This is a genomic window from Streptomyces sp. BK79, assembly GCF_044142145.1.
Taxonomy (GTDB): Bacteria; Actinomycetota; Actinomycetes; order Streptomycetales; family Streptomycetaceae; genus Streptomyces.
In genome coordinates this window covers 53833-66761 of sequence record NZ_JBHVOC010000014.1, presented here as the reverse complement: position 1 = coordinate 66761, position 12929 = coordinate 53833, and the positions used below count along the sequence as shown (strand labels likewise).

The window sequence follows — 12929 nt, the reverse complement described above, 5'->3', positions numbered from 1 at the left end:
TTGTTCATGCCGACCGCGTCAGCCGTGGGAGACGCCACTCACAGGTCCCTCACCTGCTCCCGCCCCTCCAGGTCCACCCGCACCGTCAGCAGCCCGGTGCCGCTCCCCATGGCCCGTACCGCGAGGCTGTTGAAGCGGGGGAGGCGCCGCAGGCGCGCGATCGGGTCGTCGTCGGGCAGCAGGCGGGCCGTCCCCGGGTACCAGCGGCCCCGGACGCGGACCCGCACCCGCGGATCGGCCCGGATGTTGCGGACGTACTGGGACCGCTCTCCGAACTCCGACACCAGCCAGAAGGAGTCGCCGACCCGGCGTCCGCCGACCGGCGTGCGGCGGGGCAGGCCGGAGACGCGGCCGGTGGTCTCCAGCAGGGTCTGGGCGGGCAGGCGCCGCAGGACGGCGTTGAGGCGGCGCTGCACGGCCGTGACGGCCCGGTACTTCCTCTCGGCTCCGCTCGGCTTCGACACCGTTCGTTCACTCTCCCGTCTCGTGTGTCTCCATGTTCTCCGGAGAATCTCAGAGGTAAGGCCAGGGCGGGGCGAGGAGACGGGTGGTGCGGTCGTGCGGGTCGTGACCTGGAATCTGTGGTGGCGGTTCGGGCCGTGGGCCGACCGGCAGAAGGCGATCCTCGCCGTGCTCCGGGAGTTGCGGCCCGACGTCGTCGGACTCCAGGAGGTGTGGGCCGCCGACGACGGCGCGAACCTCGCCGAGTGGCTGGCCGGCGAACTCGGCCTGCACTGCGCCTTCGCCGCCTCCGAGGCGCCCGAGCGGTGGCAGCGGCGGATCGGGGACGACACGGTCGGCATCGGCACCGCCGTGCTCAGCCGCTGGCCCGTGGTGGAGCGGGCGGCGCTGCGGCTGCCCGCGCCCGCGGAACTCGACGACGGACGCCTCGCGTTCCACACCCTCCTGGACGCGCCCGGCCACCCGGTGCCGTTCTTCACCGCCCACCTGAACTCGGGCGGGCAGGCCTCGGCGGTGCGCCGCGAACAGGCCGCCGCGCTCGCCGGCTTCGTCGCCGGGCACGGCCGCGGCACCCCCTTCCCGCCCGTCGTGACCGGGGACTTCAACGCCGTCGCGGACTCCGCCGAGATCCGGCTCCTCACCGGCGGGCGGGCCGCCCTGCGCGACGCCTGGGACCACGCCGACCCGTCGGCCCCGTCCGGCACCTGGGGCGGCGGCAACCCGTACGTCGCGAACGGGCCGGTGCCGGGCGCGCGGATCGACTACGTCTGCGTGGGCCCGCCCGGACCGGACGGACTCGGCCGGGTCCGTGCCGTACGGCGGGCGGGCGACGGTCCCTTGGACGGCGTATGGCCCTCCGACCACGCGGCGGTCGTCGCGGACCTGGCCGGGAGCTGACGGACCGCGCGCGAGGACGCCGTGCCCCGTCCGCGAGGGCGCCTTCTCCCGGCCGGCCCGCCGTGGACCTACCGCGACCCCAGGAACACGGGATTCGTGAACGCCGCGAGCGCCCCCGGCACCGGGCCCGCCGCCGCCTCGTGCCGCACTTCGGCCCGGACGTACGCCGCGTACGAGGCGGTCGTCCGCCACTCGACGACGCCCGCACCGGACACCGGCAGCGGCGCGCTCGTGAACAGCACCCCCTGGTCCGTGACGAACCGGACCGTGCAGCGCGGGGCGCCCGTCACCTCCAGGCGCACGGTGACCGGGGTGTCGCCGTCCACGCGCAGCCGCTCGCCGATCCCGGCGTGCTCGCCCCGGCCGCCGGACGCGGTGAACGCCAGCGACACCTTCGCCGACTCGGCGACGTACGACCGCCCCGCCCGGATGCCCTCCAGGATCGCCTCCCGGGTCAGGTCGTCGGCGAGGACGACGGTCTGCGGGCGCCCGATCACGTCCGGCGCGCGGTGGGAGTCGCTGCTGCCCATCGCCGGGATCCAGCCACCCTCGCCGCGCCCGTCCCGCACCGAGGCGGCCAGCATGCCGTCCCAGTCGGCCAGCGCCACCTCGTCGTCGGGCGTGTAGGCGCCGTTCCACACCTCGACCGCGTCCGCCTCCCCGAACCCGAACTTCCAGTTGCAGCCGATGCAGGTGGCGTGCGGGTGGGCCGGGACGACCAGGCCGCCGGCGCGGCGGATCTGCCGGGCGAACCGGCCGAAGCGGTTGTCACGGGCCCGGTAGCGCCAGTCGACGAAGGTGCCCGGGTCGGTGCCGAGCGCGACGACGTGCCCGTTGCGGGTCGTCACCTCCTCGCCCAGCAGGACCAGCAGGTCGTCGCCCGCCACCTCGGCCCAGTGCGCGTGCGCGGAGTGCGTGTTGTGCTCCGAGGAGTTGATGAAGTCCAGGCCCGCCCGGCGGGCGAGGGACGCGATCTCGGCGAGCGTGTAGCGGCCGTCGGAGTACACGGAGTGCAGGTGGCAGTCGCCCCGGTACCAGGCCCGGCCCCGCCCCTTGGCCCGCGCGGGCGGGTACACCGGCGGCACGGTCCGCGCCTGCTCGCCGTACGTCAGCGTGATCGTGATCTCGTACGCCAGCCCCTGCGGAGCCACCGTGTACGGGCCGAGCGCCACGTGCCAGGTGCCCGGCCGCACCGGGCCGGGAAGGTAGCCGGGCGTCGCGTCGTCCGCGCGGACGAAGAACTCCGTGCGCGCGCCGCCCGACCAGCCGCGGAAGCCCCGGCCGCCCAGGCCGGTGCCGCGCTCGTCGAACAGGCCGATGTCGAGGGCGTTGCCCGCCGTGCCGGCCGGGACGGCGGGACGGTCGTAGGCGTAGGCGACGTGGATCTCCCGGACCCCGGCCGGGACTTCGACGGGGACGTACACGAAGTCGGGCGAACCGGTGGGCAGGGTGCCGCGCACCGTCCTGGTCCGCCGCTCCCGGGGTGCCGCCGAGGCGAAGGTCACGGTTCCCAACGTGAGCGCGGCGGCGGCTCCCGTCACGAACACCGCGCGTCTGCCGATCCCGGCGTGGTCGTCCTCGCACATGCTGCTGCTCCCAAGGTGTCGTGGGTGACGGACATGGGTGGTGCAGGGTGGTGCGTGCAACCCTCGTATTGAGCCGTGAACTCCCGTGCAAGGAAAGGGGTTCGGAGGATAGCGAGAGGATAGAGAGAGGATTGAGAGCGGGCGGCCGTCCGGTGGGGCGGCCGGACGGGCGCCGCGTCCCGATCACCCCGCTCGTATGCTCGAAGGATGACGACTTCCGCGACCTCCGGAACCGGACCCGCCGACCCCACCGGCCCCACCGAGAACTCCCTGCGTCGCGCCCTCAAACGCGCCCGGGACGGCGTCGCCCTCGACGCGTCCGAGGCCGCGGTGCTCCTCCAGGCGCGCGGCGAGCACCTCGACGACCTCGCCGCGTCCGCCGCCCGGGTCCGGGACGCGGGCCTGGAGGCCGCCGGCCGGCCGGGCGTCATCACGTACTCGAAGAGCGTCTTCATCCCGCTGACCCGGCTGTGCCGGGACAAGTGCCACTACTGCACCTTCGTCACCGTCCCCGGCAAGCTGCGCCGGGACGGCCACGGGATGTTCATGTCGCCGGACGAGGTCCTCGACATCGCCCGCAAGGGCGCGGCCCTCGGCTGCAAGGAAGCCCTGATCACCCTCGGCGACAAGCCCGAGGACCGCTGGCCGGAGGCCAGGGAGTGGCTGGACGCGCACGGCTACGACGACACGATCGCCTACGTCCGCGCGATCTCGATCCGCGTCCTGGAGGAGACGGGGCTGCTCCCGCACCTCAACCCGGGCGTCCTGACCTGGACGGACTTCCAGCGGCTCAAGCCCGTCGCGCCGTCCATGGGCATGATGCTGGAGACCACCGCGACCCGCCTGTGGTCCGAGCCCGGCGGCCCCCACCACGGCTCCCCGGACAAGGAACCGGCCGTCCGGCTGCGCGTCCTGGAGGACGCCGGCCGCTCCTCCGTCCCCTTCACCTCCGGCCTCCTCATCGGCATCGGCGAGACGTACGAGGAGCGGGCCGAGTCCCTCTTCGCGCTCCGCCGCGTCTCCCGGGCCTACCACGGCATCCAGGAACTGATCATCCAGAACTTCCGCGCCAAGCCGGACACGGCGATGCGCGGCATGCCCGACGCGGAACTGGACGAACTCGTCGCCACGGTGGCGGTCGCCCGGCACATCATGGGCCCGTCCGCCTGCCTCCAGGCGCCCCCGAACCTGGTGGACTCCGAGTACGAACGGCTGATCGGCGCCGGTATCGACGACTGGGGCGGCGTCTCCCCGCTCACCATCGACCACGTCAACCCCGAACGCCCCTGGCCGCGCATCGACGAACTCGCCGAGAAGTCCCGGGCGGCCGGCTTCACTCTGCGCGAGCGCCTCTGCGTCTACCCGGAGTTCGTCCGGCGCGGCGAACCCTGGCTGGACCCGCGCCTGCGCCCGCACGTGGCCGCGCTCGCCGACCCGGCGACGGGCCTGGCGCGCGCGGACGCCGTGGTCGAGGGGCACCCCTGGCAGGAACCGGACGAGGTGTTCACCGCCACCGGCCGCACCGACCTGCACGCCTCCATCGACACCGAGGGCCGCACCTCGGACCGCCGCGACGACTTCGACGAGGTGTACGGCGACTGGGGCGCCCTGCGCGAGGCCGCCGCCCCCGGCATGGCCCCCGAGCGCATCGACACCGACGTACGCGCCGCGCTGGCGACGGCCGCCGACGACCCGACCAGGCTGACCGACGACGAGGCGCTGGCCCTGCTGCACGCCGACGGCCCGGCGCTGGACGCCCTGTGCCGGATCGCGGACGACGTCCGCCGCACGGCGGTCGGCGACGACGTCACGTACATCGTGACCCGCAACATCAACTTCACCAACGTCTGCTACACCGGCTGCCGCTTCTGCGCCTTCGCCCAGCGCCGCACCGACGCCGACGCCTACACGCTCTCCCTGGAGCAGGTCGCCGACCGCGCGCAGCAGGCGTGGGAGGTCGGCGCGGTCGAGGTCTGCATGCAGGGCGGCATCCACCCGGACCTGCCGGGCACCGCGTACTTCGACATCGCGAGGGCGGTCAAGGAGCGCGTCCCGGGCATGCACGTGCACGCCTTCTCGCCCATGGAGGTCGTCAACGGCGCGACGCGCACCGGCCTGTCGATCCGCGAGTGGCTGAGCGCGGCCAAGGAGGCGGGGCTGGACTCCGTCCCGGGCACGGCCGCCGAGATCCTCGACGACGAGGTCCGCTGGATCCTCACCAAGGGCAAGCTGCCCACGGCGACGTGGATCGAGGTCATCGAGACGGCCCACGAACTGGGCATCCGCTCCTCCTCCACGATGATGTACGGCCACGTCGACCAGCCCCGCCACTGGCTCGGCCACCTGCGCACCCTCGCCGGCGTCCAGCAGCGCACGGGCGGCTTCACGGAGTTCGTGACGCTCCCCTTCATCCACACCAACGCGCCCGTCTACCTGGCGGGCATCGCACGGCCCGGCCCGTCCCCGCGCGACAACCGCGCGGTCACGGCGATGGCCCGCCTCCTCCTCCACCCGCACATCCCCAACATCCAGACAAGCTGGGTGAAACTGGGCACCGAGGGGGCGGCGGAGATGCTCCGCTCCGGCGCCAACGACCTCGGCGGCACGCTGATGGAGGAGACGATCTCCCGCATGGCGGGCTCCTCCTACGGCTCGTACAAGTCGGTCAAGGACCTGATCGCGGTCGCGGACGCGGCGGGCCGCCCGGCGAAGCCCCGGACCACGCTGTACGGCCCGGTCCCCGAGGAGCGGCAGCGGGCGGCGGCGGCGTCGGACGGTCACCTGCCGGAGCTGCTGCCGGTGCTGGACTGACGTCCGGGCCGGGGCACGGGCCGCCCGCAGTACGATGATCGGGCCCCCGGTGTGTCGGGGTTCTCGTAGCTGAGGAGATGCGTGCCCGTGCCAGCCCGACTTCCCTCATGGGCCTGGGTCTCCGGTCTGACCGTGGGGGCGATAGCGGCGGTGAGCGTCCTGGCCGTACAGGCGGACCAGGGCCCCCACCCCACGGCGGCGGCCGTCAGGCCCGGCCCCTCGGTGTCGGCGGACGCGAAGCCGACGCCGGAGGAGACCGCCCCGGCCCGGGTGCCGGACGGCTCCGGGACCGGCCGGCGCATCGTCTACTCGCTCGACCAGAAGCGGGTCTGGCTGGTCGACGCCAGCGACGCCGCGCGCCGGACGTTCACGGTGTGGCCGGGCACGGTCGACCCCGAGCCCGGCACCTACACGGTCGGCACCCGCACCGAGGGCGCGACGACCGGCTCGGACGGTGTCCGGATCGAGCAGATCGTCTACTTCGCCCTGGAGGACGGCGTCTCGGTGGCCTTCTCCAACGCCGTCGACGGCTCCTCGCCCCCTCCGCCCGCCTCCGGTGCGAAGACGGGCGGCATACGGCTGAGCAAGGCCGACGGCACGGCGGTCTGGGAGTTCGCGACCGCCGGCACGAAGGTCACGGTCGTCGGCTAGCCTCCGCCTGCCGGTGCTCGCCGGGCAGGTGGGCGACGATCAGCACGACCCCGCTGATCAGGAACACCCGGGTCGCGGCCTCCAGGCCGTTCCAGTCCGCCGACTGCCACATCGAGAACCACTCGCCGCCGATCCCGATGAACCCGGCCCCGAACAGCAGCATCAGCATCAGCGAACCGTACGTGGTCATGCGCCGCGCGGCCGGGTGGTCCCGGCGTATCCACAGCCAGGTCGCGTAGATCAGCACGAGCGCGGCGACCGTCTCCCACACGATGATCGCGACGTACGCGGCGTCCTGGACGCCCTTGTTCGTGATCGCCCGCCACATCAGGTCGTCGTCCTTGAACGTCGTGTCCATCGCGAGGACGTGCCGCACGAACTGCTGGTTGGTCCCGAAGTCCGTGATGTTCCCGAAGGCGACGAGGGCGATGTAGAGGGCGAGCACGCCGGTGAGGACGGTCGCGGCGAGGGAAAGGGGGTGTCTGGTGGTGGTCATGACCTCTCCCTTCCCCATGCTGCTCCCGGTCAGCCCACCAGAAGATCCGCCTTGAGCCGGCGCAGCTCCCGCCCGTCCAGGCCCAGCGCCTTCTTCTCGTACGCGGCGAACGAGCCGTAAGCGTCCTCGACTTCGTCGAAACCGGAGTTCAGGTACGCGGCGCGCACGTCGAGCATCGGCTTGTAGACCGCGGCCTGCTGCGCGGGCATGGAGGCGAGGGCGGCGGCGTTGGCCTCGGCACGGTACTCGTTGGACGCCAGGTAGTCCGCCATGACCGTCTCGCGCGGCACACCGAGCGCGGTGAGCAGGGCGGCACTGGCCCAGCCGGTACGGTCCTTGCCCGCGGTGCAGTGGTACAGGGTGCCGTCGGCGTCGCGGGCGAGGCCGGAGAACACGGTGGAGTAGGCGGCCTTCGCGTTCGCGCCGCTGACCATGGTCCTCTCGCCGTCGATCATCATCTGCTCGGCCTCGGCGGCCGTCGTCGGCATGGTGAAGACGGGGGAGTCGTCGCCGAGGACGTCCGCGACGACGTACCGCACCCCGGCGGGGATGCGGTCCGGGGCCGACGCGCGCTCGGACGCGGAGCGCAGGTCGTAGTCGACGGAGATGCCGAGCCGCTTCAGCTTGGCCAGGTCGGCGTCGGTGAGCTTGTCCAGGGAGTCGGTGCGGTACACGGCGCCCATGCGCACCCACTGTCCGTCCTTGGTGCGGTAGCCGCCCGCGTCCCGGAAGTTGACCGCGCCGTCCAGCTCGATCAGCCGGTCGGCGAGCCGCAGCCGCTGCCCCCGGTCGGGGACCAGGTCGAACCACTGCCGGTCGGCCGCGGGCAGCCCGGACACGGTGACCTTCCCGGCCGACTTGCCCGTCGCGACGGTACGCCCGCCCGCCCGCACGGCGACCTCGCGGACGCCGGGGGCGTTCCACGTGATCGTGTACGTGCCGTCGTCCCGCGCGGTCACCTCGGCGGCGGTGAACGGTATCTGCCGCGCGGAGTGACCGGGGTGCGCGTGGCCGTGAGCGGCGGGGGCGGCCGAGGCGGCCGGGGCCACGACACCGGTGAGCAGCGCGGCGGCCGACAGGGCGCAGGCCAGGGTGACACGTGTCTTGTTCGTCATGGCCGAGATCGTTCATCGACCGAACGGGCACGCCGCTAACGGATCATGTACACGGCGTGCACGAACGCGGACCAGGAGGCGTCGGCGAACGTCAGACGGGCGGTGCCGGGGGCCTTGGAGTCGCGGACGTGGACAGTGGTGTCGACGGAGGTCACGGCGACCTCGACGCAATCGGGCTCGTCGCTGCCGCTGTGACTGCTCTTGAACCACTTCAGCGCGTGGGTCATGACTTGTCTCCGACGGCTCCGACGAACGCGGTCCAGGACACGCCGGTGAAGGAGAGCGGCGGGCGGGTCGTGTCCTTGGAGTCGCGGACGTGGACGGCGGGGGTGAGGGAGGCTATGGCGACCTCCACGCAATCAGGGCCGTCGTTGCTGCTGTAGCTGCTCTTGAACCACTTCAGCGTGGGGGTCATGTCTTGTCTCCGACGGCTCCGACGAAGGCGGTCCAGGAGGCGTCGGTGAAGGAGAGGTGCGCGGCTTCGGGGTTCTTGGAGTCGCGGACGTGGACGGTGGTGTCGGCGGGGGGTATGGCGACCTCGACGCAGTCGGGGCCGTCGTTGCCGCTGTAGCTGCTCTTGAACCACTCCAGTGAGGTCATGCCTCTTCTCCCAGCACTTTCTCGATGAAGGCCAGCGACTCCCGGGGGGTGAGAGCCTGCGCCCGGATCATGCCATAGCGCAGTTCGAGGATCTGGACCTCCCGAGGATCGTGGATCACCCGGCTGTACAGCTGACCCTCCGAGTGCCCGAGCGTCTTGCCGTCCCGGAGCTTCAGCAGTCGGAACGAACCCATCACACCCGCGTGTTCCTGCCGGTCCGTAGGCATCACCTGGAGTTCGACATGTCGCAACGCGGCAATCTCAAGCAGGTGCTCGAGCTGACGGCGCAGCACCATTGTTCCCCCGTAAGGCCGTCGCAATGTCACCTCCTCCAGCACAAAGGTGATCGTCCTCCGGGGCTGGGGCTCGAAGACGACCTTCCGCGCCATGCGCCCGGCGACGTGACGTTCGATCTCGTCATCGGTGTAAGCGGGCCGCCGCATGGAGTACAGCGCCTCCGCGTACTCCGGTGTCTGGAGCAGGCCGTGTACGTGGTGGCTGGCGTAGGCGCCCATCTCGACGGACTCGGCCTCCAGCTTGGTCAGGTCCCGGACCAGCTTCGGATACCGCGCCTTCTCCACGTCCTCCTTCATCGCCGCGAGCTTCCCGCCCGCCCGCAACACCTCGTCGGCCTTGTCCAGGAAGTCCGCCTTGGGAATCCTCCGCGCGCGCTCCACCGAAGAGACCATCTCCTCGCTGTACCCGATGGCGGCGCCCAACTCGGCCTGTCGCATGTCCGCAGCCTCGCGCCATACCTTGATCTGCCGCCCGACCGCCTTCAGTACGGCCGCGGCCTCCTCGTCCTCCATGTCTTCCCCTTCCGGCGTACGACCCGTACGACCACGGCGGGCACCCGGACAGTCACGCTCGGTACCGAGGTCGTTGCTGTTCAGGGTAGGGACGGGCGGCCACGCTGGGTGACGTGATGCAGAAAATGGACTCCTCTCTCGCCCCGAACCCACCGCACTTCGTGGTCCAGTTGTCCGCCACGCGCAGGGGCGCCCGGCTCGCGCGCCTGCTCGCGGAGCGCCAACTCGACGACTGGGGAGTGCCGCCGGGGGAGGCCGTGCAGATCGTCGCCGAGCTGGCGGCGAACGCCGTGCTGCACGGCCGGGTGCCGGGGCGGGACTTCCGGCTGGCCCTGCGGATGCTCCCCGGCGGCACCCTCCGCATTGAGGTCACGGACGCCCGGGGTGACCGGGTCCCGCGTCTCCCCGACCCGGCCCCCGAGGGCGCGGAAACCGGGCGGGGACTGTGCCTCGTGGCGGCGTACGCGGACCGCTGGGGCGTCGACGAGGGGCCGGCCCCGGCCAAGACCGTCTGGGCCGAGGTGTCACCGGGTCGCGGCCGGACGTGACCCGGTCGGACGCGACGCCAAAGACCAAAGAACCGGGGAAAGAACCGAACCAGCCCCTGCCGTCCCCGTCGATCACTCTCCGGAGTGAAAGACCTCAACTCGGCTGGCGCGGCGAGGCGTTCATGGTGCAGCGTCTGCCGCAACGTACCCAGACATGATTCGGCCCCCGCCGGGACTGGCATCCCACTGCGAGGGCCTGATCACCGAGGAAGTGGACCCTTCCTGATGACTGAGCAGAACCCTAGCGCGCAGGCGCGTCCGGCGTCCGGCCGTCACCCCGGTGGCGTCGAGCACGAGAACCACCCCCACCATGATCACTTCACCGTGGTCGGCAACCACCTCCTCCAGCACCGCGAGCTGTCGCTGACGGCGATCGGCCTGGCCGTCCACATCCAGTCGCTGCCCGCCGGGGCCCCGGTCGGGATCAAGGCGCTGGCGGGCAGGTTCCCCGAGGGCGAGATCCGCATCGCCGCCGCCCTGCGGGAGCTGGAGGAGCACGGTTACCTCGCACGCACCAAGGAGCGTCTTCCATCGGGCCGGGTCGTGACCCGGACGGTCTCCCGCAACAAGCCCCGCGCGCTCCTGGTGGCCGCACGGTCACCTGCCGTGTCGCCCCCCTCGCCGCCCACGCCCGGCTTCGCCGCCCCGGGAGCGGACGCCGACCGCGCCCCGGCGTCGTCGGGTGCGGGCGGTGGTGTCCCGGTGCCGGAGGGCGGGTGGGGTGCCGCGGCTCGGCTACTCGTCCGTCTCCGGGTCCATGACCCCCGCCTGCTGCTGTCCGAACGGGACGTCCGGCGGCTCGCGCCCCTGGTGACCGTCTGGCTGGAGCGCGGCGTGCCCGGGAGCGCGGTGGTGCGGACCCTGACCTCCGGCCTGCCCCAGGACCCGATCCGCCGCCCGGCGGCCTTCCTGGAGCGACGACTCACCGCCGACCTCCCCCCTGCCCTGCCCGTGACCAGGCCCGCCGCTCCCGCGCCCCGCCCCGACCCGCTCCAGACCTGCGAGGACTGCGACCGCGCCTTCCGCTCCCCGCTCCCCGGCCATTGCCGCGACTGCCGCGAGGCCCTCGCGGAGAGGCAGGCAGCCGCATAAAGCGTGAACACCCGACGGCGAAGTGTCCTCCACGGGCTCATCCGAGCAGCCCGATGACACTCACGGCCGGACTGCTCACGCTTTTCGGCTCACACAGTCACCCTCCGGACGACCGCGAGCACCGTCCCGGCCCGCAGCACTCCGTCCGGGGGGCGGTACGTGAACGTTTCCACACGCCACGGCCCTGATCCGATCACTTCCGTTCGAATACAGTGCTGGGCGTCGTACGAACGGGCCGTGTCGGTGTCGAGGGGAGGTCCGGGTGGGCTCGACAGCCGGTGCCGTCTGGGGACGTGCCGAGCAGCAGGACTTCCGCAGCCGGGTGCGCGGGACGCTGCTCGGGGCGGCCGTCGGCGACGCCTTCGGGGCCCCGGTCGACCGGCTGGACCTCGACGCCATCCGCGAGACCCACGGCGCGGCGGGCCTCACCGACCCGGCCCCCGCCCACGGCCGGCGCGGCGCGGTCACCCACCTCACCCAGCTCACCCTGTTCTCCGTGGACGGGCTGATCCGCGCCCAGGTACGCCGGGACACCGGCGCGTGGCACCCGCCGACCGACCTGCACCGGGCGTACCGGCGCTGGGTCGCCACCCAGCGTGACTGGGGGCCCGACCTGCGACGCAAGGAGGACGGCTGGCTGGCCCGCGAGGAGTGGCTGTACGCCCGCCGGGACGCGCCCCGCGCCCTGCTGCTCGGGCTGGGCGACGAGACGATGGGTACGCCCGAGGCGCCCAAGAACCCCGGCGAGCGCGGAGCCGAGGCCGCGGCCCGCTCGGCGCCGTTCGGGCTGCTCGTCGGCTGGGAGCCGAACCTGGTCGTCCAGCTCGCCGTGGAGTGCGCGGCGCAGACCCACGGCCACCCCGGCGGCTACCTGGCGGCGGGCGCGTACGCCGTGATCGTGCACGGGCTGGCGCGCGGCGAGAGCCTGGACGCGGCCGTGCAGCGGGCGCTCGCCCTGCTCGCCGCCCGGCCGGGACACGAGGCCGTGACGGCCGCCCTGCAGCACGCGCTGGGCGCCGTGCGCCAGGGGCTGCCCACGGCGGACCGGGTGACCGAGCTGATCGGCGGGGCGACGGCGGAAGGGATCGTCGCCGCCGCCGTGTACTGCGCGCTCGTCGGCGAGGACGTACGGCACGGCCTGCGGCTCGCCGTCAACCACGGCGGCCCCTCCTCCGCGTGCGGCGCCCTGACGGGCGGACTGCTCGGCGCGCTGCACGGCGAGACGGCGCTCCCGCCCGCCTGGCTGGCCGAGCTGGAGGGCCGCCCGACCATCCTGGAACTGGCCGACGACTTCGCCATGGAGATGACCCAGGGCCCCGCCCTCCACGGCCCGGCGGGCTCGTCCCCCGGCTGGCTGGCCCGGTATCCGCGCGCGTAGGGACGGCCTCCGCCGCTAGCGTGACCGCCATGGACCTCAGCATTCACACCACCGTGCTCCCGCACGACGACCCGGACGCGGCACTCGCCTTCTACCGGGACGTCCTCGGCTTCGAGGTGCGCAAGGACGTCGGGCAGGGCGCGATGCGCTGGATCACCGTCGGCCCGGCCGACCGGCCCGGCACCTCGCTGCTCCTCGCGCCGCCCGCCGTCGACCCCGGCATCACCGACGCCGAGCGCCGCACCGTCGCCGAGATGATGGCCAAGGGCACCTACGGCTGGATCCTCCTGGCGACCAAGGACCTCGACGGCGTCTTCGAGCGGGTGAGGGCCGCCGGTGCCGAGATCGTCCAGGAGCCGACCGAGCAGCCGTACGGCGTGCGCGACTGCGCCGTCCGGGACCCGGCCGGCAACCAGGTCCGCATCCAGGAAGTCTGACCCGTACCGGCACCCGTACCGGCATCCGGGCCGGCGCCCCGGTCGTC

At 73.0% G+C, this 12929-nt stretch carries 15 protein-coding genes; 7 read left to right on the top strand and 8 right to left on the bottom strand.

Annotated elements, in window-relative coordinates:
* Nucleotides 1-38: 38 nt before the first annotated feature.
* The gene (locus ACFIF2_RS18860; protein WP_395574041.1) at nt 39-464 is read right to left on the bottom strand and encodes a nitroreductase/quinone reductase family protein; all 426 of its coding nucleotides are present in this window, start codon (nt 462-464) and stop codon (nt 39-41) included.
* Nucleotides 465-558: 94 nt separating this feature from the next.
* On the opposite strand from ACFIF2_RS18860, the gene ACFIF2_RS18855 reads away from it, so the two are divergent.
* Entirely contained in the window at nt 559-1359 is an 801-nt protein-coding gene (locus ACFIF2_RS18855) for an endonuclease/exonuclease/phosphatase family protein (RefSeq protein ID WP_395574039.1), read from the top strand.
* Between the two features lie 68 nt (nt 1360-1427).
* Here the strand turns inward: ACFIF2_RS18855 and ACFIF2_RS18850 are convergent, their stop codons facing one another.
* On the bottom strand, nt 1428-2945 hold the full coding sequence (locus ACFIF2_RS18850; RefSeq protein WP_395574037.1) for a CehA/McbA family metallohydrolase: 1518 nt from the start codon (nt 2943-2945) through the stop codon (nt 1428-1430).
* Nucleotides 2946-3152: 207 nt separating this feature from the next.
* On the opposite strand from ACFIF2_RS18850, the gene ACFIF2_RS18845 reads away from it, so the two are divergent.
* Both ACFIF2_RS18845 and ACFIF2_RS18840 read left to right on the top strand, forming a co-directional pair.
* Nucleotides 3153-5756, top strand: coding sequence for a bifunctional FO biosynthesis protein CofGH (locus ACFIF2_RS18845; protein ID WP_395574035.1), 2604 nt, complete (start codon nt 3153-3155; stop codon nt 5754-5756).
* 87 nt (nt 5757-5843) lie between these two features.
* Entirely contained in the window at nt 5844-6407 is a 564-nt protein-coding gene (locus ACFIF2_RS18840; protein WP_395574033.1) for a hypothetical protein, read from the top strand.
* On the opposite strand, the gene ACFIF2_RS18835 is transcribed toward ACFIF2_RS18840, so the two are convergent.
* From ACFIF2_RS18835 to ACFIF2_RS18810, 6 genes are read right to left on the bottom strand one after another with little or no spacing between them, the layout of a single operon-like run.
* Entirely contained in the window at nt 6391-6903 is a 513-nt protein-coding gene (locus ACFIF2_RS18835) for a DUF2165 domain-containing protein (RefSeq protein WP_395574031.1), read from the bottom strand. The genes ACFIF2_RS18840 and ACFIF2_RS18835 overlap by 17 nt on opposite strands.
* A gap of 29 nt (nt 6904-6932) precedes the next feature.
* Complete coding sequence (locus tag ACFIF2_RS18830; protein WP_395574029.1) at nt 6933-8018, bottom strand: tyrosine-protein phosphatase; 1086 nt, start codon at nt 8016-8018, stop codon at nt 6933-6935.
* Nucleotides 8019-8053: 35 nt separating this feature from the next.
* Complete coding sequence (locus tag ACFIF2_RS18825) at nt 8054-8245, bottom strand: DUF397 domain-containing protein (protein WP_395574027.1); 192 nt, start codon at nt 8243-8245, stop codon at nt 8054-8056.
* Complete coding sequence (locus tag ACFIF2_RS18820) at nt 8242-8433, bottom strand: DUF397 domain-containing protein (RefSeq protein WP_395574025.1); 192 nt, start codon at nt 8431-8433, stop codon at nt 8242-8244. The genes ACFIF2_RS18825 and ACFIF2_RS18820 overlap by 4 nt, the downstream gene beginning before the upstream one ends.
* The gene (locus ACFIF2_RS18815; protein WP_395574023.1) at nt 8430-8618 is read right to left on the bottom strand and encodes a DUF397 domain-containing protein; all 189 of its coding nucleotides are present in this window, start codon (nt 8616-8618) and stop codon (nt 8430-8432) included. Before ACFIF2_RS18815 ends, ACFIF2_RS18820 begins: the two co-directional genes overlap by 4 nt.
* A complete protein-coding gene (locus ACFIF2_RS18810; RefSeq protein WP_395574021.1) occupies nt 8615-9427 on the bottom strand; it encodes a helix-turn-helix transcriptional regulator in 813 nt (270 codons plus the stop codon). Before ACFIF2_RS18810 ends, ACFIF2_RS18815 begins: the two co-directional genes overlap by 4 nt.
* A 116-nt stretch (nt 9428-9543) precedes the next feature.
* Between ACFIF2_RS18810 and ACFIF2_RS18805 the strand changes: the two genes are divergently transcribed.
* From ACFIF2_RS18805 to ACFIF2_RS18790, 4 genes are all read left to right on the top strand, one after another.
* Nucleotides 9544-9975 carry an ATP-binding protein gene (locus tag ACFIF2_RS18805; RefSeq protein ID WP_395574311.1) on the top strand — a complete coding sequence of 144 codons (432 nt, stop codon included), beginning with the start codon at nt 9544-9546 and terminating at the stop codon, nt 9973-9975.
* Nucleotides 9976-10200: 225 nt separating this feature from the next.
* Nucleotides 10201-11067 (top strand): helix-turn-helix domain-containing protein, encoded by an 867-nt coding sequence (locus ACFIF2_RS18800; RefSeq protein WP_395574019.1) that lies wholly within the window; start codon nt 10201-10203, stop codon nt 11065-11067.
* Between the two features lie 262 nt (nt 11068-11329).
* Nucleotides 11330-12445 (top strand): ADP-ribosylglycohydrolase family protein, encoded by a 1116-nt coding sequence (locus tag ACFIF2_RS18795; protein WP_395574017.1) that lies wholly within the window; start codon nt 11330-11332, stop codon nt 12443-12445.
* A gap of 29 nt (nt 12446-12474) precedes the next feature.
* Entirely contained in the window at nt 12475-12882 is a 408-nt protein-coding gene (locus ACFIF2_RS18790; RefSeq protein WP_395574015.1) for a VOC family protein, read from the top strand.
* Nucleotides 12883-12929 lie beyond the last annotated feature (47 nt).